A 21077-nucleotide genomic window follows, 5' to 3' on the forward strand; every position below is an offset into this window, starting at 1 on the left:
GAGAGTCCGCCGCCATGTACGAGTTGTCCCGGGTCCGCCTCTACTCCATCGGGCCTGCCGGTGCGCGCTACGCCGACACCGTCCTCGACCTGCGCGGCGTCGGAGCGCCCGTCCCCGACCCCGCCCCCGCGCAGGCGGAGTTCTTCGAGGACGAACCGGCCGGACCACCCCGCCGCCCCGCCCCCGCCGGAGTCCTCTTCCTGGAGAACGGCGGCGGCAAGTCCGTCCTGCTCAAGCTGATCTTCTCGGTGATGCTCCCGGGCCACCGCAACACCCTGGGCGGCGCCAGCTCCGGCGTGCTGCGCAAGTTCCTCCTCGCCGACGACTGCGGGCACGTCGCCCTGGAATGGCAGCACACCCTCACCGGCGCGTGCGTCGTCGTCGGCAAGGTCAGCGAATGGCGCGGCCGCCAGGTCTCCAACGACCCGCGCAAGTTCGCCGAGGCCTGGTACTCCTTCCGCCCCGGCCCCGGCCTCAGTCTGGACAACCTCCCGGTCGCAGAGACCGCCGCCGTCACACGCCCTTCCGAAGGCGTCTCCGGTGCGCGCGGCAGGCGCCGCACCATGAAGGGCTTCCGCGACGCGCTGATGGACGCGGGCAAGTTCTACCAGCACCTGGACGTGCACTGGGAGGAGGTCCACGACCGCTGGAACGAACACCTGGGCGACCTCGGTCTTGACCCCGAACTCTTCCGCTACCAGCGGGAGATGAACGCGGACGAGGGCGAGGCGGCGGGCCTCTTCGCGGTGAAGAAGGACTCCGACTTCACCGACCTGCTGCTCCGCGCCGTCACCGACACCCGCGACACGGACGGCCTCGCCGACCTGGTCAGCGGCTTCGGCAGCAAGCTGGGCCGCCGCGCAGAGCTGACCGCCGAACGCGACTTCACGGCGGGCTCCGTCGACCTGCTGGGCCGCATCGTCGACGCCACCGAGACCCGCGCCCGTGCCCGCGACGTCCACACCGCCGCCGAACGCCGCACGCGCACCCTCGCCCGCCGCCTCTCCGCCCGCGCCGCCGAGGAACGAGGGCGCACCGCGGAGCTGGCCGGACGCGTCACCGCCGCCGCGTACACCGTCACCGAGGCCGACGCCACCCGGGGCAGCCGCGCCCTGATCGCCGCCGAACTCGCCTACCGGCACGCCTCGCTGGCCCTGACCGCCGCCGAGAAGAGCGCCGCCGCCGGCCGCAGGGAACTGGTCGAGGCCCGTACCCTGCACGCCGCCTGGCAGGCCGCCGAGGCGGTCCTGCGCCACCGTGCCGCCGCCGACCGCTGCGCCAGGGTCGCCGTCGCCATCCGCGAGGCCGAACGCGACGCCGCCCCGGCCCTCGCCGCCCGCAGCGACGCCGCCGTCGATCTCGTCCGGGCCCTGCACACCGCCGCCGAGGAGGGCGAGCGCGTCGCCAACGAGGAGGAGGAGCGCTCCGCCACCCTCCAGGCCACCGGCGAACGCGCCCACCACGACGCCACGGTCGCCGCCACAGAGGCGCAGCGCGCCCGGAGCGAGACCGGTCACCTGCGCCAGCGCCTCGCAGAGGTGGAACAGGAGACCGCAGAAGCGGTCCGGGCGGGCTGGCTCGACGACACCGCGCCCGACGCCGACCCCGCTCGCGCCGCCCTCGCCGCCAGCGACGCGGAGCAGTCCGCCGTCGCCGCCTGGGACACCGCCCGCGACGCCGCCCGGACCGCCGCCGACGCAGCCCGGGAGGCCGCCGCCGCCGAGAGCCGCGCCGAACTGGCCGCGGCCCGTGCCGCCGACGGCGCCAAGGCGGCGGAGCAGTCCTACGAGGACGAGCTGCGGGCCGCCGCCTCCATCGCCGCCGAACCCCGCCTGGCGGACCTGCTCGGTCTGCCCTCCGGCCCTGGAGTCCCGCACCCCCGCAAGGGGGCTGCCGACGAGGCGCCGACCGACCGGACGAGCATGCCCCGCACCGGCCCCCGGGGCGACGACGGCACCGCGACCGGGCCCGCCCCCGACCGCGCCGTCGCCCTGGCCGACCAGCGCGGCCCCGCCCCGCAGCCTCTGACCGCCGAGGAGTTCGACCGCAGCGCGGACGAGCTGCGGGACCTCCTCGACCAGTCCGTCACCGCCGCGGAACGCCGCCTCTTCGACCTGCGCACCGCCGCCGCCGACGACGCCCGCATCCTCGGCGCGCTCGGCGAGGGCGGGCTGCTGCCCCCGGGCCCCGACGTGCTGGCCACCGTGGAGTATCTGGGCGAGCAGGGCATCCCCGCCCTCCCCGGCTGGCGCTACCTCGCCCAGGCCGTCGACCCGGCCGACCACGCCGCGGTCCTCTCCGCCCGCCCCGAACTCGTCGACGGCGTCGTCATCACCGACCCCGACGCCCACGCCCGCGCACGCGAGGTCCTCGGCGGCGCGGCGCTGCTGCCCCGCTCCGCCGTCGCCGTCGGCACCGCCGCCGCCCTCCTGGCCCCCGTCCCCGGCACCGGCATCGACCTCCAGACCGACGGCGTCTTCCTCGTCCCGCCGAACCCGGCCATGCACGACGAGCACGCCGCTGACGAGGAACGCCACGCCCTGCGCAGCCGCGCCGTCGCCCGCGACGAGGACATCCGCGCGCTCGCCGCCCGGCTCTCCGGAGACCGCGCCCTCGCCGCCCGCATCGGTTCCTGGCGCGCCGACTGCCCGCCCGGAGCGCTCGCGGAACTGGCCGAGTCCGCCGCCGTCGCCCGCACCGCCGCCGAGAGCGCGGAAGCCGCCCTGGCCGAGGCCCGTACGGTCCGCGCCGAGGCCGACGAGACCGCCGCCGACACGGCGCGGGTCCGCGACGAGCGCCAGGAGGCCGCCCAGCGGGCCCGCCGTGCCGCCGACGCCCTGGCCGGGCTCGCCCACCGGCTGCGGGAAAGGGCCGGCTGGCAGGCCCGGCTGCGCGAACTGGTCGACGAGGCCGCCGAGTCCGAGGCCCGCGCCGCCGTCTGCCTCGACCTCGCCCGCGCCGCCGACGAGGACCGCAGGGCCGCCCAGCGCGCCGCGGACGACGCCCGCCGCACCGCCCGCGCCCTGCGGGCCGAGCGTGCCGAGATCGCCGGAGTCCCCGAGGCCCTCCCGGAGTCCGACGAGACCCGGGCCCGCGCCGCTCTGCCCGCCCTGCGCGAGGCGTACCGAGCCGCGTCCCAGCTGTACGAGAAGGTCGGCGTCGGCGCCGACCTCCGTGCCGAGCAGGCGCGCGCGGAGAGCGACGAGAGCGCCGCCCGCGCCGAGCTCGACCGGCTCACCAACAAGGTCCGCGTCCGCGCCGCCCAGCTCCTGGAAGGCACCGACGGAGCGGACGGCCCCTCCCGGCAAGCGGCCGTGGCCCGCGCCGAGGCGCACGTCCAGCTCCTGGAGACCCGCGCCTCCACCGCCAGCGAGCACCTGGGCCGGCTCCGCGGCGAGGCCGAGCGGCTCGCCCCCGACGACGACCGGCCGCACCACACCGAACTGCCTGACGAGCAGGTCCCGGCCGACGCCGAGCAGGCCCAGGCCCTGCTGCGCACCGCCACCGCGGAGCTGGCCGACGCCACCGCCGCCCTGGACACCGCCCGCGCCGCACACAGCGAGCTGCTGCACGCCCACCGCACCGCAGAGGACTCCGCGGGCGGTTTCGAGGAGACCGCGGCGCTCTTGCGGGACCTGCTCCGCGACCACGGGACGGAGGACGGCTCGCCGACCCCGGACCCCTACCCCGGCACCCTGGAGGAGGCCCGGCACTCCGCCGCCGAGGCCCGGCGCTCCCTGCGCGGCTGCAACGCGGACCTCTCGGCCGCCGAGAGCTCCGTCCGGGAGGCGAGCGACGTGCTCGTTCGGCACGCCAACTCCACCCGCTACGAGCAGGTCCGCACCCCGGCACGCCAGCAGATCCGCGAGCTGCCCGCCTCCGCGCTGCCCGAGCACGCCAAGAAGTGGGCCGACGCCTTCGCCCCCCGGCTGCGCGTTCTGACCGACGAGCTGGTGCAGCTGGAGCGCAACCGCGACTCGATCGTCGACCGGCTGCGCGGGCTGGTCGAGTCGGCGCTCGCCACGCTGCGCTCCGCCCAGCGGCTGTCCCGGCTTCCCGAAGGACTGGGGGAGTGGTCGGGGCAGGAGTTCCTGCGCATCCGCTTCGAGGAGCCCGACCAGGCCACGCTCACCGAACGGCTCGGCGATGTCATCGACGAGGCGACGCACGCCGCCCTCAAGAAGAACGGCGACCTGCGCCGCGACGGCATGTCGCTGCTGCTCCGGGGGGTCGAGGCGGCGTTGCGCCCCAAGGGCATCGCCGTGGAGATCCTCAAGCCGGACGCCGTGCTCCGCGCCGAGCGGGTTCCGGTCGGACAGATGGGCGACGTCTTCTCCGGCGGCCAACTGCTCACCGCGGCCATCGCCCTCTACTGCACGATGGCCGCGCTGCGCAGCAACGACCGGGGCCGCGACCGCCACCGGCACGCGGGCACCCTGTTCCTCGACAACCCGATCGGCCGCGCCAACGCCACGTATCTGCTGGAGCTCCAGCGGGCCGTGTCGGACGCGCTGGGCGTGCAGCTGCTCTACACGACCGGCCTGTTCGACACGACCGCGCTCGCCGAGTTCCCCCTGGTCATCCGCCTGCGCAATGACGCCGACCTCAGGGCCGGGCTGAAGTACATCAGCGTGGAGGAACATCTGCGCCCCGGCCTGCCGCAGCAGGACCCGGAGGGGGAGACGGTGCACGGCGAGATCACGGCGACCCGCATGTTCAAGCGCAGCGAGCAGACCGTCGCCCAGGCCCAGGCCCACGCCCGGACACAGGCCCGGGACCAGGCCGAGGCCCGGGATCAGGCCGAGGCCCGGGACCAGGCCCAAGGCCAGGCCAGGCGACAGGCGGACGCCAGGGCGCAGGCACAGACACAGGACCGAGCCACCCACCAGTCCTGAGCCCTGGCGCCGGGACGAGGCACGGACAGGAGGGGGCCGCCGAGGCCACAGAGCACGACCGGCCCCCCGAAGGCCCGGCAGGCCATCAGGTCTCTCCTCCGGGCCGGGAGCAGCCGGTGGGCCCACGCCCGTCCCGGCTGCCACCGGCTGCTCCTACCGTGGCCGGCTCCGGCCCGCAGGGGGAGGACCGGCCCGGCGGACCGTGCCCTCAGGCGCGGGAGAGGCCGCCGGTGCTACGGCGGCCCCGTATGCCACCGCTCGTGCCGTCCCGCTCGGCCGCCCGTACGGCCCTCCGGGACCGTCGTCGCTCACGGCGTATCTGCCGGGCCGTGCTGCTCGGCACGGACACCACGCCGTTGCGCTGGTTCCACACCTGCCGGGTCACCCACACGTCCAGCACCGCCCAGGTGGCGACCACCGTGCTGGCGACGCTGCTGAGCACCATCGGGAACGCCAGCCATGACCCCGTCAACGTGCTGAGAAAGGCGACCATCGCCTGGATGATCGTCAGCGACATGATGAGAACCGCGCGTACGGCAGCCGTCCGCACCGCGTCCGGCATGCGCCGCCTCGTGGCCGGCTCCTCCACCCACAACTGCCGCGGCGCCTCTGCCTCGCTCGCGGCGTCCGCACCCGCGGTCGCCGGAAATCCGGCGCTGCCGCGCTCCTTCGTGCTCAAGGCCCTTCAACTCCCCACCACTGTCCGTCTTCAGGGTGGCTGCCCGGCTTGTGCCGTTGCTACGCCGGCGGATCACATGCTCCTGCCGCGCACGCCCCCGCAGCGCGTCTACCCCGTACATATGGACGAACCACTCGTCCCGAAGATTCCCCTGGAAAGTACCGCAGAGTGCAGAAAGGCGTGAGAGCGAAGAAATCAAGCCAACTGGTACGTGCTGGTACTGCCGGTCCCCGTCGTGCTCCTCAGCCGCTTTCGCGAACATCATCTCCGGGAATACCGGGACAACTCACGATCAAGCCGTGGGATGACGGCTGGAAATCATCCGGACGTGCCTTCGAGTTGTCTCTGTGTCAGTAGTAGGCTCGCGCCGTTTATTGACGGAGGACGGACCCTCGCCCGCGCTGTTCCGATGCGCGCCGGTGCACCCGCCGTGTGCGCCGGGAGCGGAGCCGGGGGACGGCCGGGAGACGACCACCCCCCGCGGTGCGGGGGCGATCTGTCTGGGGGAGGCCATGCGCTTTCGCGGGAAGTCCATCCGCAGGAAGATCGTGGCGTTGCTGTTGGTGCCGCTCGTCTCCCTCACCGGTCTCTGGGTTTTCGCCACCTACATCACCGGTCGCCAGGCGAGCGAGCTGATGGACGCCGGAGCCATCGTAGAGAAGGTCGTCCAGCCCCTGGAGGACACCGTGCGTGCCGTCCAGGCCGAGCGACGGCAGACCCTGGTCTTCCTGGCCGACCCCCGGGCGTCCGACGCGCTCCCCGGCCTCCTCGGCCAGCGCGCCGCCACCGACCGGGTCGTGACCGAGGTCAGGGAGAACGCCCGGCAGCGGGACGTCAGGGACGCGCTGAGCACCGAGGGCCGCAGCCGCCTGGACGCGATCCTGAGCGCCGTGGACGGACTGGAGGCCCTGCGCGCCTCCGTCGAGGGGCGCACCATCAGCCGGGCGAAGGCCCAGGCCTTCTACAACGGCCTCGTCGACCCCGCGTACCGCTTCCTCAACGGACTCCACACCCTGCAGAACGTCTCGATGGACAAGCAGATGCGGGCCCTTGCCGGGATATCCCGGGCCAGGGAGATGCTGGCGCGCGAGGACGCGCTGATCGCTTCGGGTCTCGTCGCAGGCCGGTTCACCTCCTCCGAGATCCGCCGGATATCCGGCCTGGTGGCCCAGCGGGAACTGCTCTACGAAGTCAGCCTGGAGAACCTCCCCGCGTACGAGCGCCGAAACGTCGAGCGGTTCTGGGAAAGCCCTGACGCCGCACCGCTGCGCGCCGCCGAGGACGCGCTGATCGCCGCGGGGCCGACGGAGCGCCCCGGCCCCGTCGACGCCGACCGGTGGGAGGAGGCGGCCGGGCCCGTCCTCGACCGGCTGGCGGATGACTCCAAGGAGATGGGCAGCCGCTTCCAGGACCGCGCAGAACCGGCCGGCTACCGGGTGCTCGTCCAGGCCGGGATCGCCGGCATCCTCGGATTCCTGGCCCTGATCGTCTCGGTCTTCGTCTCCGTGCGCATCGGCCGTGAGCTCATCCGCGACCTCTCGCGGCTGCGCAAGGACGCCCACGAGGTCTCCGGCATCCGGCTGCCCAGCGTGATGCGCCGACTGGCCGCGGGCGAGCAGGTGGACGTCGAGACCGAGGCCCCGCACCTCAGTTACGAAGCCGACGAGATCGGCCAGGTCGGCCAGGCGCTCAACACCCTGCAGCGGGCCGCCGTCGAGGCCGCGGTCAAGCAGGCCGACATGCGCCGCGGAGTCTCCGAGGTCTTCGTCAACCTGGCCCGCCGCAACCAGGTCCTCCTGCACCGTCAGCTGACACTGCTGGACGCGATGGAGCGCCGCACGGAGGACGGTGACGAGCTGGCCGACCTCTTCCGCCTCGACCACCTCACCACCCGCATGCGGCGGCACGCCGAGGGGCTCGTGATCCTCTCCGGCGCCGCCCCCTCCCGGCAGTGGCGCAAGCCCATCCAGCTGATGGACGTGGTGCGGGCGGCCGTCGCCGAGGTCGAGGCCTACGAACGCATCGAGGTCCGACGCCTGGCGCGCGTCGGGGTGGGCGGCCCGGCGGTGGCCGACCTCACCCACCTGATCGCCGAACTCCTGGAGAACGCGACCGTCTTCTCGCCGCCGCACACCGCCGTCCAGGTGCACGGTGAACGCGTTTCCAACGGATTCACGCTGGAAATCCATGACCGGGGCCTCGGCATGGCGCCCGAAGTCCTCCTCGACGCCAACCTGCGGCTCGCGGAGACTCCCGACTTCGAACTCTCCGACACCGACCGGCTGGGCCTTTTCGTGGTCAGCCGGCTCGCCCAGCGGCAGAACGTGCGGGTCTCCCTGCAGACATCGCCGTACGGAGGGACCACGGCGGTGGTGTTCATCCCCGCGGCCCTGCTCACCGACGCCCCCGACACCCACGGCACCGGCTTCCGGCTGGACCGCCGGGCCGAGCGGGCGATCGGCGGCGAGAGCGCCCAGGGCTCGGGCGGCGGCACGGCGTCCGGCGGTGCACGCCGAGTCAACGGGAGGTCCACCGTCCTCGCCCCGGTCCCCACCGCGCACAGCACGGCGGACGCACTCGACGGCCCCGTGGAACTGGAAGCAGGGTCCGGCCCTCTGGGCTTCACCGCAGACCCGCTGGACCGCACCCTGAATCCCGTACTCGACGGCGTCCTCGGCCTTGAGGGCGCCGGGAGCGGGAGCGGCGGCATCCTCCGCGCCCGCGACCAGCGCCGCGACGCCGGCCGGGGCGGACACGGCGGCGCCGACCGGGACGACCGCGAGGGCGCCGACCGGGGCAGCGGCCCCGGCGGCCCGCGCCGGGACGGCGCCCGCGAGCGGCGCCGACCGGCCGAGGAGCACGGAGACGAACCCACGGCGGACATCCGCCCCATGCGGCCCGCCGGGCCCGCACCCCTGCCCCGCCGCACTCCGCCGGCCCTGGTCTCCGACCGGGGCCGCCGGGCGGAGGACGACCCCCGGGACGCCACCTCGGCCGCCTGGCCCGCGCCCGCTGCCCGCACGCCGACCGGCCCGGTCGCGCACACCGGTTCCGCCGACGCGTCATGGACCGCCCGCGCCGCACACCGGCCCGCACCGGGCCGCGCCGCGGAGGAAGCACCGCCCGCCCCGGCCCCGCCCCGCACCGCTGAGGCGCCCCACGACACCGGCGTACCACAGGGCCCGGCCCCGTCGGCCGGTGCGCGCCGCGAAGGCTCCGGGCGGCCCGAGGGCGCGCGGGCCCCGGACACCGTTGGCGGCCTGCCCCGGCGCGTACGGCAGGCCAGCCTCGCCCCCCAGCTCCGAGAGGAGTCCGCGGACCGCACCGCCCACCGGCCGCCGCCGGAAACCGCCGACGACGTCGAGCGCGACGCGGACGAGGTACGCGACCGCATGGCCTCACTCCAGCGCGGCTGGCAGCGGGGCCGACGGGAGAACGCCGAGCTCGCACAGAACACCGAGGCCGCAGCCGACCCCGGTGGACCAGCACCAGGAACCACTCCGGGAGGGGACGGCCGATGACCGCACCGAACGCCGCATCACACACCGCCGCACGCCAGGGCTCGGGCGAACTGAACTGGCTGCTCGACGAGCTCGTCCAGCGCGTCGCCAGCATCCGCAAGGCCCTGGTGCTCTCCAGCGACGGGCTCGCCACCGGCGCTTCGCAGGACCTGTCCCGGGAGGACGGCGAGCACCTGGCGGCCGTCGCCTCAGGGTTCCACAGCCTCGCCAAGGGCGTGGGCCGCCACTTCGACGCGGGCAAGGTGCGCCAGACCGTGGTCGAGCTGGACGGGGCGTTCCTCTTCGTCACCGCCGCCGGCGACGGAAGCTGTCTCGCCGTCCTGGCCGACGCCGATTCCGACGTGGGCCAGGTGGCGTACGAGATGACGCTGATGGTCAAGCGCGTGGGGGCCCATCTGGCCAACGCCCCACGGACGACCGGTCGGCCCGCCGGAGGATGAGGGGCGCACATGAGCGCTGACTCGCCCCGGGGAGCACGCCCCGGGTCCTCTGACGGCCCCCGCGACCCACAGTCCTGGCGGTGGTACGACGCCGAGGCGGGACCGGTGGTCCGCCCGTACGCGATGACCCGGGGGCGCACTGCCAGCGCCTCCCGGCATCGCCTCGACCTGATCGCGCTCGTCGTGCCGGAACCGGCCGCCGACGATCCCGGCCGGAACCGGACGCTCGCCCCCGAACACGTGCGTATCGTCGAACTCTGCAACGACGTGCCCCAGTCGATCGCCGAGCTGGCCTCCGAACTCGATCTCCCGGTAGGGGTGGTCCGGGTCCTGGTCGGCGATCTCGTCGAGGACGAACTGGTGCATGTCACCCGCCCCGTTCCGCCGGCCGAGCTGCCGGACGTGAACATCCTCCGCGAGGTGATCAATGGCCTTCGGGCGCTCTAGCCGCAGAAGGCGGACCGTCGAGCCCGTCACTCTGAAAATCCTTGTGGCGGGCGGGTTCGGCGTGGGCAAGACCACCGCCGTCGGCGCGGTCAGCGAGATCCGCCCGCTGCGGACAGAGGAGCGGCTGACGGAGGCGGGCCGGCCGGTCGACGACCTGGCTGGGGTCGAGGGCAAGACCACCACCACCGTCGCCATGGACTTCGGCCGGATCACGCTCCGCGAGGACCTGGTCCTGTACCTGTTCGGCACGCCGGGCCAGGACCGCTTCTGGTTCCTGTGGGACGAACTGGCCCAAGGCGCGCTGGGGGCGGTCGTCCTGGCCGACACCCGGCGGCTGGAGGAGTGCTTCGCGGCGGTCGACTACTTCGAGCGCCGCCGGATTCCGTTCACCGTGGCCGTCAACTGCTTCGAGGGGGCCGGCCGGTTCCCCGCGGGCACCGTGCGGGCGGCCCTCGACCTCGACCCCGAAGTGCCGGTGCTGGCCTGCGACGCGCGCGACCGGTCCTCGGTGCGGGACGTCCTGGTACAGGTGGTCGAGCACGCCCTCGACCGCGCGGCGCGGCCCCGTCGGCCCGTGGCCACCTGACACCGGCACGCGTACGGCCCGTACCCCCGCCGACAGGGGTACGGGCCGTACGTCGACCGGCGGGCCGGGCTGCGAGTGCTCTGCGTGGATGACGCTCCGTCAACCCCTCGGCGAAGAGGAGTGGGGGAGAGACCGGGCACGGGCGGGCCGTCGCGTCGCGCCTCCGCCCCACGCCAGGAGGGCGGAGGCGTATGCCGACGTCAACGGGCGCCCGGCAGCCGGAAGGCCTCCCGTGCCGCCTCAGCGGTCGCCGGCCCGCCAGGCCGCCGCGATCCGCGCCAGCTCCGCGTCCCGGCCCGCGAGCATCATCCGGATCATCCGCGCGTCCCCGCGCAGCGACCACGCCGGATGCCCGAACGTGGCCGGGTTGTTCTTCTCGATCAGGAAGTGCGCGGGCCAGGCCGTGCCGTACCCGATCAGCGGCAGGGCCGCCAGAGCGCGCTTGCGGCCTCGCGCCAGCCCGTAGGCCGTGACGGCGAGACCGGTCAGCGTGCCGGTCAGATGAATCCAGCGGGTGGCCGCGCGGGAGTGCATCGCGACGTAGTACGGCCAGAATTCCTCGTACGTGTCGAACGTCTGCTGTGACATACGGGCACCGTAGCCGCCCGGTTCGCAACCGAACACGCCCGCTCCGCGTCCGAAAGGGAGAACGGTCGGCCGGAGCCCACGGGGGTGGTCCCGGTCGCCCGTTCGCCGTCCCGGCCCGCGTTCAGCGCCCGGCCACCGAACGGCGGTGCACCGGGAAGTCGAAGTACGTTTCCGGGAACGGCTCCGACCGGAACGTGAAGTGCCACCATTCCTCCGGCAGGTTCACGAAGCCCACCTCGGTCAGCGTCCGCTTCAGGAGTTGTCGGTTGGCGCGCTGCTCCCCCTGAATCCGCGGGTCGTCCGTGTGCGACAGGGTGTCGAAACAGTCGTAACCCGTGCCCATGTCCACCGAGTTGTCGGGGAACCGCTCACCCACCGGAGCGAAGCAGGGCGTCAGCCTCTCGCCCGGAAGATACGGCCTGGTGGGCGCGGCGGGGAGCCTGACCAGGGTCAGGTCCACCGTGCTGCCCCTGCTGTGCCCGGACCTCTCCGCGATGTAACCGTCCTCGAACAGCCGGGACTTGTCGACCCGCGGATAGAACTCCCCCTTCATGGACCGGTCGTCCGGGTTCCTCGCCCACCGCACGAAGTGGTCCACCGCGCGCTGCGGCCGGTAGCAGTCGTACACCTTGAGCGCATAGCCCTGGCGCAGCAGCTGCTTCTGTGCCAGATGCAGCGCACGGGCGGCAGGCCGGGTCAGCAGGCAGGTGGGCTGCCGGTACCCCTCCACCGGCACGCCCAGGAACGTGTGCGCCGTGGTGTACCGCATCTCCTGGATGACCGTCGGACTCACCGAGCGCAGCGCCACGAACTCCTCGGGCGCTTTGGGCTCGGGCCGCGCGTGCGCGGCGGGGGTCGGCACGGTGACGGCGAGGAGGGTGGCGGCCGTGGCGGCCAGGGTGCGGAGAGCCGTACGCATTCCTGTCATGGGCACACCGTCTATCAGCTTCGCGGCCCACGGGAAAGGACGAGCCGCTAGAGTCCGCCCGTGTCAGAACCCGGCGACAGGCCCTCCCCGACCACTCCGCAGCCGCCCCGGCCCCCGCGGGACACGCACTGCGGCGCGTGCGGAGCCCCCTACACCGGGCTTCCGTCCCCCGACGCCTGGCCCCGCGTCTGCGCCCGCTGTAAAACCACCGCCTACCGCAACCCCCTTCCTGTCGCGGTGGCCCTGCTCCCCGTCACCGGCCCGAACTCCACCGGCCTCGTCGTCATCACCCGCACCATCGAGCCGCAGCGGGGCGGGACGGCCCTGCCTGGCGGCTTCATCGACCACGCCGAGGACTGGCGGCACGCCGTCGTGCGCGAACTGCGCGAGGAGACCCGCATCGAGGCCGCCGCACAGGACGTCCGCCTCGCCGACGTCCTCAGCAGCGCCGGCGGCCACCTGCTGGTCTTCGGTCTCCTCCCGGCACGGCCGCGGGCGAGCCTGCCGCCCTCAACCCCGACCGACGAGACGTCCGGCTACGCGATCCTGTCCGACCCGCGCCCTCTGGCCTTCCCCCTGCACACCGAAGCAGCGGACGCCTGGTTCGCCGGGCGCTACGGCTGAACGCACTCCGGCCTTCGCGCGAACCCGGCCGCGACCTCCCCGACGCCCCTATCCCGCCGCCCCCATGCCCCGCACCCGCACCACCGAGCCCACGACACCCTCCCCGCCGTCCCGCTCCACCACCACGCGGCCGCCCTGCCACCGCGTCACATACCGCTCGACCTCCGCCCCCGCCCACCCGTCGCCCGGGTCCCGCACCACGACCCCGCCCCCGCCGCGCCCCGGCGACGGCGCCCATACCTCCAGCTCGCAGCCGCCGTCCGCGCCGCGTACCGGAACCACCGCACCGGCCCTGGCCAGCACCGGGACCCGGGACAACGGCGCGTCGACCACGGCCTGCCCCGGCCCCTCGTACACGCGGCCGGTCTCCGTGTCGTACCACCGCCCGCGCGGCAGCCGCACCGCCCGCCGCCGCACGCCGGGTCCCAGCACGGGAGCCACCAGCAGCGCGTCACCCAGCAGGAAGGCGTCCTCGCACCCCCGCAGGGCCCGGTCACCCGACGCCCCCCACCACAGCGGCCGCACGAAGGGCGCCCCCGTCAGTCGCGCCACCTGCGCCAGCGTCACGAAGTACGGGTGCAGCCGCTCCCGCTCCAGCAGCGCCGCACGCGCCCCCTCCAAGACCTCGGGCCCGAACTCCCACGGCTCCCGCGGCCCCGCCCCGGCCGCCGCCCCCGTCCGGAACACCGGCAGGTACGCCCCCAACTGGAACCACCGCAGATACAGCTCAGGCGACAGATCCCCGCCGGACCCGCCCACATCAGGCCCCGCGTACGGCACCCCGCACAGCCCCAGACCCACAACCTGCGCCAGCGCCGCCCGCAGCCCCGACCAGTCCGAGGGCGCCGCACCGGACCCGGCGCCCCCGTACCTCTGCATCCCCGCCCACCCAGACCGCGAGAGGAGGAACGGCCGCTCCTGCGGACGCAGCCGGAGCAGCCCCTCATAGCCGGCCCGCGCCATCGTCAGCCCGTACACGTTGTGCGCCTCGCGGTGATCACCGCCGCGGCCCTCCAGAACGTGCCGGGCGGAACGCGGCAGGGACGGGTCCCCGAACGCCGCGAAGGAAACCGGCTCGTTCATGTCGTGCCAGACACCCGAGAATCCCTGCGCACGTCGCTCTTCGTACAAAGATCCCCACCAATCCCGCACAAGCGGATCAGTGAAATCCGGATATACGCTCGCCCCCGGCGACGCCTCGCCGACCACCGTCCGGCCCCTGGCCTCCCGGACGAACGCACCACGCTCCCCGAGCGCCATGCCCTCGTCGAACACCGCGCAGCCCGGCTCCGCCGCGACCGCCGGACCGACGGCCGACACCAGCCGCACGCCGTCCTCCCGCAGCTCCTTCGCGAGCACCGGCAGCCCGGGGAACCGCTCGCCATCGACCGTGAACACCCGGCACTCGTCGTAGTGCCCGACGTCCAGATGCAGGGCCGACAACGGCAGTCCCCGCTCCCGGTACCCGGCGACGGTCCGCCGTACCTCCCGCTCACCGCCGGCGCCCGACCGGACGTGCTGCGGCCCCAGCGCCCACGACGGCGGCAGCGCCGGAGCCCCCGTCAACGCCGTCCACCCCTGCAGCACCCGGGCAGGCGTCCCGGTCACCACCCAGCAGCGCAGCGGTCCGCCCTCCATCCGCAGCTCGCACGTCCCCGGCCGGTCGTGCCCCGACCCGGCGCCCTCCTCGCCCTCCCGGAGCACGGCCCGCCCCGCCCAGGTGTTGTCGTGGAACGCCAGATGCGTTCCCGCGTCCGACACCACCACCTGTACCGGCATCGTCAGCTGCGCCGACTCCTCGCCCCGACCGGAACGAGCGCCCGGCCCGGTGTTCCAGAGCCCGTACACCCCGTCCCGCAAGCGGGGCCCCGACCCCCGCCCGCCCAGCCCGAAGAAGCGTGCGTCCGCCGGCACCTCCGACCGCTGCACCCACCGCACCGGCCCCCCGCCGGCCGGCTCCCACCAGCGCGGCGGAAGCTCACGCCGCAGCAGCACCCCGCCCGGCGTCCGCAGCTCCACCGCACCGGTACGCGACACCACCACCGTCAGCCGCTCCGAGACCACCTGCCAGCCGCCGTCCTTGTCCGGCTCCAGCACCGCCCGCGGGTCAGGAGCGGGCGCCTCGCCCGGCACGGCGTACGACGGCAGCGGCTCCGCCCCGTCCCACGCCCAGAACACCGCCCCGCCCACCGACACCCGTACCAGCAGCTCCGACCGGGCGAACCGCACCACACCGCCCCCCGGCCCCGGTTCCGCACCCGTCAGCGCACCGGGCACCCGCGCCCGCTCCGCACCGCGCGCCGACAGCGCACGCGCGTCCGCGGACCGGCGCCGCCAGGCCGAGCGCACCGTGCGCAGCCCCCGGACCGAACCGACCAACCTCACCCGACGCACCAGGTCACGACCGTCCATGGCGCACACCCTGCCACCCGCCCGGCCCGCAGAACCTTCCGTTCAACTCCCGTTCACCCACGCCGGGCCCCGAGGGCCTGCGGGCCGAGACGCGGAGCCCGAGGCACCCGGCGTACGCGGTCGCCGAGCCACCCCGGCACGCGCCCCTCCGCACCACGAGCGAGCCACGCCAGTACGGACCGCCCCGCGACAGCCGGCCTCCGGGCCGCGTTCGGCCGCCGCGACGCCGACAGCGCAGGGGCCGCCCTGGTGCCGAAGACGATCACATGGCATCGTCCGTATCAGCCGCTCACGCGCACACCCCAGCCCGTGCGCGCCCGAAACGCCCACCCCGCGTACCCGTAGAGCCAGGGAGCCGCCCCATGACCTCCGCCCCGCACGACGCCCCGCTCTGGCAGCCCGGCCCCGACCGCATCGAGGCCGCGGCGGTGACCCGCTTCCAGAACTGGGCCGCGGCCCGGTACGGAGCCCCGGCCGAGGGCGGGTACGCCGCCCTGCACCGCTGGTCCGTCGAAGAGCTCGACACCTTCTGGCAGGCCGTCGCCGACTGGTTCGACATCCGCTTCTCCACCCCGTACGAACGCGTCCTCGGCAACCGCGCGATGCCCGGCGCCACCTGGTTCCCCGGCGCTTTTCTCAACTACGCGGAGCACGCGCTGCGCACCGCACAGGACCCGGGCCGCGCGGACGCCCCCGCCCTGCTGTACGTCGACGAGACCCACACCCAGGCCGCCGTCAGCTGGGCCGAACTCCGTCGCCAGGTCGGCGCGCTGGCCGCCGAACTCCGGGCGCTGGGCGTCACCCCCGGCGACCGGGTGAGCGGCTACCTCCCCAACATCCCGCAGGCGGTCATCGCCTTCCTCGCCACCGCGGCCGTCGGCGGCGTCTGGACCTCCTGCGCCCCCGACTTCGGCGCCCGCAGCGTGCTCGACCGCTTCCAGCAGATCGAGCCCGTCGTCCTGTTCACCGTCGACGGCTACCGCTACGGCGGCAAGGAACACGACCGCACGGACACCGTGGCCGAGCTGCGCCGGGAGCTGCCCACCCTGCGCGCCGTCGTCCACATCCCCCTGCTCGGCACCGACGCCCCCGAAGGCGCCCTCGCCTGGGCCGCCCTCACCTCCGCCGACACCGAGCCGGTCTTCGAGCAGGTCCCCTTCGAGCACCCGCTGTGGGTCCTGTACTCCTCCGGCACCACCGGCCTGCCCAAGGCCATCGTCCAGTCCCAGGGCGGCATCCTGCTGGAGCACTTCAAGCAGATCGGCCTCCACTGCGACCTCGGACCCGAGGACCGCTTCTTCTGGTACACCTCCACCGGCTGGATGATGTGGAACTTCCTCGTCTCCGGCCTCCTCACCGGCGCCACCGTCGTCCTGTACGACGGCAGCCCCGGCCACCCCGACGTCAGCGCCCAGTGGCGGGTCGCCGAACAGACCGGGGCCACCCTCTTCGGCACCTCCGCCGCGTACGTCATGGCCTGCCGGAAGGCGGGCGTCCACCCCGGCCACGACTTCGACCTCTCCCGCGTCCAGTGCGTCGCCACCACCGGCTCCCCGCTGCCGCCCGACGGATTTCGCTGGCTCCACGACGAAGTCGCGGAAGACCTGTGGATCGCCTCCGTCAGCGGCGGCACCGACGTCTGCAGCTGCTTCGCCGGAGCCGTCCCCACCCTGCCCGTGCACATCGGTGAGCTCCAGGCGCCCTCCCTGGGCACCGACCTCCAGTCCTGGGACCCGGCGGGCGAACCCCTCGTCGGAGCGGTGGGTGAACTCGTCGTCACCAACCCCCTGCCCTCGATGCCCCTCCGCTTCTGGAACGACCCCGACGGCAGCCGCTACCACGACAGCTACTTCGACGTGTACCCCGGCGTCTGGCGGCACGGGGACTGGATCACCCTCACCGAGCGCGGATCGGTCGTCATCCACGGCCGCTCCGACTCCACCCTCAACCGCCAGGGCGTCCGCATGGGGTCCGCCGACATCTACGAGGCGGTCGAACGGCTCCCCGAGATCCGTGAATCGCTCGTCATCGGACTCGAAGAGCCCGACGGCGGCTACTGGATGCCGCTCTTCGTCCACCTCGCCGAGGGCGCGGCCCTCGACGACGACCTGCGCGCCGCCATCAAGCGGACCATCCGGGAGAACCTCTCCCCGCGCCACGTGCCGGATGAGGTCATCGAGGTCCCCGGCATCCCCCACACCCTCACCGGCAAGCGCATCGAGGTCCCGATCAAGCGCCTGCTCCAGGGAACAGAGCTGGCCAAGGCGGTCAACCCGGGCTCCGTCGACGACGTCGACCTGCTCCACTTCTACGCCGAGCTGGCCAGGACCCGCCGCTGAGAGACCGCTTGTCAGTCCCCCTGATTACTCTGAGTGAGCAAGCATTCACCGTGTACAGGGGGACCTATGGCGCACACCGACCACACCCGGCAGGGCCCCACCCGGGGCGACCGGCCCGAGACCTCCATGCGACGCACCCTGCGCCGCGAAGCACCGAGCACCGTCGGCCTGCTCGTCGACGCCCAGGACTTCGCGGCCATGCGCCGCTATCGCACCTTCCCCTTCGACGACCACACCGTCTATCTCCAGCAGGTCGAGGGCCTGCTGGAAGCGCTCGCCGCCCAGGGCGTCCACACCACCGTCGCCCTCTTCGACCCGGAGGACTACGCGGAGTTCTGCGCCGAGTCCGGCCTCGACGCCGACACGGGAGCCAGCCGCAGCCGGTTCACCGCGGAGATCGCCGCCGCCGGAGCCACCGTCGCCTACACCGGCCAACGCCTGAGCGACCTCATCCCGCTCCTGGTGTCCCGCGCGGTCCGCCAGGCCACCTGGGAATACGCCACCCTCCTCCTCGCCGACCTCGGCGCCTGCGCCGACTGCGGCCAGGACATCGGACGCGCGGCCTTCGACAGGGCCTCGCACCTTCTGACCCGCCTGCTGGAGACGGCGGGGCCAGGCGCCCACCACCTGGTCTGCAGCGTCCCCACGGAGAACGACCAGCTCCTGGCGGTGCTCCACACCCAGCGGGATCTCACGGGCCCGGCCCGCCTGGACAGCTCCCAGGGTGCGGAGTTCGCCACAGTGCTGGCGGTGGCCATCGCACTGGAGTCACGCGCGGGAGTGGTCCTGCGCACCAGCGCCCCCGACAGCCCGGACCGCGTCCACGGCTGGCGGCTGGCGCACGGCGGCCTGACCCCGCTCACCGCGGGCGAGGTCTTCAACGCCTACTGCACCGACGCGGACACCGGGGAGCCCGTCTCCCCGGAATCCGGCGTGGAGTACTGCGCGGGATTCGACATCGGAGCCGACACACCGGAGGCGCACCGCTGACAAGAAGGAGGGGCTTCCCGCCGACGGCGGAAAGCCCCTCCCACACCGCCCGCCCGGGCGGCCCGTATCGCGCTACGCGCCCGAGAGCACTGCCTGGGCGGCGCTGCGCGCCTCCTCGGCCGAGTCGGCCGAGCGAGCGGCGTTCGCCGCCCGCTCGCACTGGGCAAGCGTGTACGTGGCCAGCATGGCCCGCACATAAGGAATGGACGCGGCGCCCATCGACAGGGAGGTGACTCCCAGGCCCGTCAGCACACAGGCCAGCAGCGGGTCCGCCGCGGCCTCACCGCACACACCGCAGCTCTTGCCCTCGGCGCGAGCCGCCTCTGCGGACATCGCGACGAGATCCAGCAGCGCCGGCTGCCACGGGTCCTGGAGCCGCGACACCGCGCCCACCTGACGGTCGGCCGCGAAGGTGTACTGCGCCAGGTCGTTGGTGCCCAGCGACAGGAACTCCACCTCCTGCAGGATCGACCGCGCCCGCAGTGCGGCGGACGGAATCTCCACCATCGCCCCGAACTTGGCCTGGAGCCCGGCCTCCCGGCACGCGTCCGCGAACGCCCTGGCGTCCGTGCGGTCGGCCACCATGGGGGCCATGACCTCCAGGTACACCGGCAGCCCCTCGGCGGCCTTCGCCAGCGCGGTCAGCTGGGTACGCAGCACCTCGGGGTGGTCCAGCAGGCTTCGCAGCCCGCGGACGCCGAGCGCCGGGTTCGGCTCATCGGCCGGCGTCAGGAATTCCAGCGGCTTGTCCGCACCGGCGTCCAGCACCCGCACGACGACCCGTCCCTCGGGGAACGCCTCCAGCACCGCACGGTAGGCCGCGACCTGCTTCTCCTCGGACGGGGCCTGCTTGCTGTCGTCCAGGAAGAGGAACTCGGTCCGGAACAGGCCGACGCCCTCCGCTCCCGCCTCGACGGCCGCCGGCACATCGCCCGGTCCTCCGACGTTGGCGAGCAGCGGCACCTTGTGCCCGTCCGACGTGGCGCCGGGACCGGTCGCCGCGGACAGGGCGGCCTTGCGCGCCGCGGCGGCGCTCTCCATCTCGGCACGCTTCTCGGCACTCGGGTCGACGAAGATCTCGCCGGTGCTGCCGTCCACCGCGACGACCGTGCCCTCGACCAGCTCACCGGCGCCGGGCAGCGCCACCACGGCCGGCACACCGAGCGCCCGCGCGAGGATGGCGCTGTGGCTGGTCGGCCCGCCCTCCTCGGTGACGAAGCCGAGCACCAGCGCCGGGTCGAGGAGCGCCGTGTCGGCCGGAGCCAGGTCGCGCGCGATCAGCACATACGGCTCGTCGCTGTCCGGCACGCCGGGCATCGGCACGCCCAGCAGCCGCGCCACGATCCGGTTCCGCACGTCGTCGAGGTCCGCGACCCGCCCTGCCAGGTACTCCCCGGCGTTGGCCAGCAGCGCCCGGTACGCGGCGAAAGCGTCGTACACCCCGCGCTCCGCCGTGCTGCCGTCGGCGATACGCCGCTCGACATCCGACATCAGCTCGGGGTCCTGCGCCATCATGGCCTGCGCCTCGAGCACGTGCTGTGCCTCGCCGCCGGCCAGGTTGCCGCGTGCGATCAGATCGGCCGCCACCGCCTCGACGGCCTGCCGGGCGCGCCCCTGTTCGCGTCCGGCCTCCTCCGCGGGGATCTGTTTGGCAGGCGGTTCCAGGACCGCCGTGCCCATGTGCCGAACCTCGCCGATGGCCACACCGTGGCTCACGCCGACGCCTCGCAGCGTTGTCTCCATTTCACCCGTCTCCGGTTGTGCGGTGATCGTGCCACCGCGGTGTTTGTGCACGTGCTCGTTATTGCGCCCGCGGTGTCAGTGCCAGCCGAACAGTGTGTCGCCGACCTTCACGTCGCCGTCCTCGGACACGTCGGTGAGCGACTCGGCGGTGGCTTCCAGGGCCACGATCGGGCAGATGGGTGACTTGCCGGCGGCCTCGACGGCGGCCGGGTCCCAACGCACGATGCTCTGGCCGCGGGTCACCGTGTCCCCCTTGTTCACGAGGAGTTCGAAACCCTCGCCGTTGAGCTGGACGGTGTCGATGCCGAGGTGCGTCAGGACCCCGTGGCCCTGCTCGTCGACCACGACGAACGCGTGGGGGTGCAGAGAGACGACGATGCCGTCCACGGGCGACACCGCCTCGGAGGGCTCACGCACGGGGTCGATGGCGGTGCCGGGACCGACCATCGCGCCGGAGAAGACCGGGTCGGGAACGGCGGTGAGGCCGATGGCGCGTCCAGCAAGAGGGGACGTCACGTTGGTCATGGGGAGCCTCCCAGGGGGCGGAGATGCAGGTGTCGCCGCCGCGGCTGATCGGGGACGGCGTACTGCTCAGCAGGGTAAGTCATACGAAGTCCCGGTTCCGCCCGAGACCGACCGCTTGGCAGACCTAGGGGCGCACCAGAAACGATTTGCCTTGACTCTCGGCGACCTGTACTGTCGTACTCCTGCCTGACCCCAACGCGACATTCAGTCGGGGGTCGGCGGCGACCTTCAAGCCCAGACCCTAACGTGATCCTCTTCGGCATGCCCGCAGGACGTGGTCAGGGAAAGCGAAAAGGGCTGATAGAGTCGGACTCGCCGGAAAGGGAGAACGCGAAAGCGGAGGACCTGGAAAGCGGTTAA

14 protein-coding genes are annotated in these 21077 nt (G+C 73.8%); 8 read left to right on the forward strand and 6 right to left on the reverse strand.

Annotated features, from left to right (window positions below; all coding sequences use genetic code 11):
• Positions 1–14: 14 nt before the first annotated feature.
• Complete coding sequence (locus V9U70_RS14645; protein ID WP_336675426.1) at positions 15–4895, forward strand: hypothetical protein; 4881 nt, start codon at positions 15–17, stop codon at positions 4893–4895.
• 208 nt (positions 4896–5103) lie between these two features.
• Here the strand turns inward: V9U70_RS14645 and V9U70_RS14650 are convergent, their stop codons facing one another.
• On the reverse strand, positions 5104–5457 hold the full coding sequence (locus V9U70_RS14650) for a hypothetical protein (RefSeq protein ID WP_336675450.1): 354 nt from the start codon (positions 5455–5457) through the stop codon (positions 5104–5106).
• 629 nt (positions 5458–6086) lie between these two features.
• Here V9U70_RS14650 and V9U70_RS14655 point away from each other — a divergent pair.
• The 4 genes from V9U70_RS14655 to V9U70_RS14670 are packed head-to-tail and all read left to right on the forward strand — an operon-like array spanning position 6087 to position 10568.
• Positions 6087–9095 carry a sensor histidine kinase gene (locus V9U70_RS14655; RefSeq protein WP_336675427.1) on the forward strand — a complete coding sequence of 1003 codons (3009 nt, stop codon included), beginning with the start codon at positions 6087–6089 and terminating at the stop codon, positions 9093–9095.
• Positions 9092–9535: a roadblock/LC7 domain-containing protein gene (locus V9U70_RS14660; RefSeq protein ID WP_336675429.1), complete on the forward strand. Its 444-nt coding sequence runs from the start codon at positions 9092–9094 to the stop codon at positions 9533–9535. The genes V9U70_RS14655 and V9U70_RS14660 overlap by 4 nt, the downstream gene beginning before the upstream one ends.
• 9 nt (positions 9536–9544) lie before the next feature.
• Complete coding sequence (locus tag V9U70_RS14665) at positions 9545–9982, forward strand: DUF742 domain-containing protein (protein WP_336675430.1); 438 nt, start codon at positions 9545–9547, stop codon at positions 9980–9982.
• On the forward strand, positions 9963–10568 hold the full coding sequence (locus tag V9U70_RS14670; RefSeq protein ID WP_336675432.1) for a GTP-binding protein: 606 nt from the start codon (positions 9963–9965) through the stop codon (positions 10566–10568). Before V9U70_RS14665 ends, V9U70_RS14670 begins: the two co-directional genes overlap by 20 nt.
• Positions 10569–10808: 240 nt before the next feature.
• On the opposite strand, the gene V9U70_RS14675 is transcribed toward V9U70_RS14670, so the two are convergent.
• Both V9U70_RS14675 and V9U70_RS14680 read right to left on the reverse strand, forming a co-directional pair.
• Positions 10809–11156: an Mpo1-like protein gene (locus V9U70_RS14675; RefSeq protein ID WP_336675434.1), complete on the reverse strand. Its 348-nt coding sequence runs from the start codon at positions 11154–11156 to the stop codon at positions 10809–10811.
• A gap of 121 nt (positions 11157–11277) precedes the next feature.
• On the reverse strand, positions 11278–12075 hold the full coding sequence (locus V9U70_RS14680; protein ID WP_336675451.1) for a M15 family metallopeptidase: 798 nt from the start codon (positions 12073–12075) through the stop codon (positions 11278–11280).
• 69 nt (positions 12076–12144) lie between these two features.
• Here V9U70_RS14680 and V9U70_RS14685 point away from each other — a divergent pair, with 69 nt between their 5' ends.
• Entirely contained in the window at positions 12145–12708 is a 564-nt protein-coding gene (locus V9U70_RS14685; protein WP_336675436.1) for an NUDIX domain-containing protein, read from the forward strand.
• A gap of 48 nt (positions 12709–12756) precedes the next feature.
• On the opposite strand, the gene V9U70_RS14690 is transcribed toward V9U70_RS14685, so the two are convergent.
• The gene (locus tag V9U70_RS14690) at positions 12757–15120 is read right to left on the reverse strand and encodes a glycoside hydrolase family 31 protein (protein WP_336675437.1); all 2364 of its coding nucleotides are present in this window, start codon (positions 15118–15120) and stop codon (positions 12757–12759) included.
• Positions 15121–15482: 362 nt separating this feature from the next.
• On the opposite strand from V9U70_RS14690, the gene V9U70_RS14695 reads away from it, so the two are divergent.
• Together V9U70_RS14695 and V9U70_RS14700 are read left to right on the forward strand one after the other, a co-directional pair.
• Positions 15483–17459 carry an acetoacetate--CoA ligase gene (locus V9U70_RS14695; RefSeq protein WP_336675438.1) on the forward strand — a complete coding sequence of 659 codons (1977 nt, stop codon included), beginning with the start codon at positions 15483–15485 and terminating at the stop codon, positions 17457–17459.
• A 66-nt stretch (positions 17460–17525) separates the two neighbouring features.
• Positions 17526–18449 carry a hypothetical protein gene (locus tag V9U70_RS14700; RefSeq protein ID WP_336675439.1) on the forward strand — a complete coding sequence of 308 codons (924 nt, stop codon included), beginning with the start codon at positions 17526–17528 and terminating at the stop codon, positions 18447–18449.
• Positions 18450–18521: 72 nt separating this feature from the next.
• Here the strand turns inward: V9U70_RS14700 and ptsP are convergent, their stop codons facing one another.
• Entirely contained in the window at positions 18522–20192 is a 1671-nt protein-coding gene (ptsP, locus tag V9U70_RS14705; protein ID WP_336675440.1) for a phosphoenolpyruvate--protein phosphotransferase, read from the reverse strand.
• Between the two features lie 75 nt (positions 20193–20267).
• Positions 20268–20717: a PTS sugar transporter subunit IIA gene (locus tag V9U70_RS14710; protein WP_336675441.1), complete on the reverse strand. Its 450-nt coding sequence runs from the start codon at positions 20715–20717 to the stop codon at positions 20268–20270.
• Between the last annotated feature and the right edge of the window lie 360 nt (positions 20718–21077).

It is taken from the genome of Streptomyces pratensis (assembly GCF_037137275.1).
GTDB classification, from domain to species: domain Bacteria; phylum Actinomycetota; class Actinomycetes; order Streptomycetales; family Streptomycetaceae; genus Streptomyces; species Streptomyces pratensis_B.

What these genes read in the sequence shown, in the direction of transcription:
- ptsP (WP_336675440.1), bottom strand. Translation starts at nt 20,192, where the DNA reads ATGGAGACAACGCTGCGAGGCGTCGGCGTGAGCCACGGTGTGGCCATC.
- V9U70_RS14695 (WP_336675438.1), top strand. Translation starts at nt 15,483, where the DNA reads ATGACCTCCGCCCCGCACGACGCCCCGCTCTGGCAGCCCGGCCCCGAC.
- V9U70_RS14680 (WP_336675451.1), bottom strand. Translation starts at nt 12,075, where the DNA reads ATGCGTACGGCTCTCCGCACCCTGGCCGCCACGGCCGCCACCCTCCTC.
- V9U70_RS14675 (WP_336675434.1), bottom strand. Translation starts at nt 11,156, where the DNA reads ATGTCACAGCAGACGTTCGACACGTACGAGGAATTCTGGCCGTACTAC.
- V9U70_RS14665 (WP_336675430.1), top strand. Translation starts at nt 9,545, where the DNA reads ATGAGCGCTGACTCGCCCCGGGGAGCACGCCCCGGGTCCTCTGACGGC.
- V9U70_RS14710 (WP_336675441.1), bottom strand. Translation starts at nt 20,717, where the DNA reads ATGACCAACGTGACGTCCCCTCTTGCTGGACGCGCCATCGGCCTCACC.
- V9U70_RS14670 (WP_336675432.1), top strand. Translation starts at nt 9,963, where the DNA reads ATGGCCTTCGGGCGCTCTAGCCGCAGAAGGCGGACCGTCGAGCCCGTC.
- V9U70_RS14645 (WP_336675426.1), top strand. Translation starts at nt 15, where the DNA reads ATGTACGAGTTGTCCCGGGTCCGCCTCTACTCCATCGGGCCTGCCGGT.
- V9U70_RS14655 (WP_336675427.1), top strand. Translation starts at nt 6,087, where the DNA reads ATGCGCTTTCGCGGGAAGTCCATCCGCAGGAAGATCGTGGCGTTGCTG.
- V9U70_RS14650 (WP_336675450.1), bottom strand. Translation starts at nt 5,457, where the DNA reads ATGCCGGACGCGGTGCGGACGGCTGCCGTACGCGCGGTTCTCATCATG.
- V9U70_RS14660 (WP_336675429.1), top strand. Translation starts at nt 9,092, where the DNA reads ATGACCGCACCGAACGCCGCATCACACACCGCCGCACGCCAGGGCTCG.
- V9U70_RS14690 (WP_336675437.1), bottom strand. Translation starts at nt 15,120, where the DNA reads ATGGACGGTCGTGACCTGGTGCGTCGGGTGAGGTTGGTCGGTTCGGTC.
- V9U70_RS14700 (WP_336675439.1), top strand. Translation starts at nt 17,526, where the DNA reads ATGGCGCACACCGACCACACCCGGCAGGGCCCCACCCGGGGCGACCGG.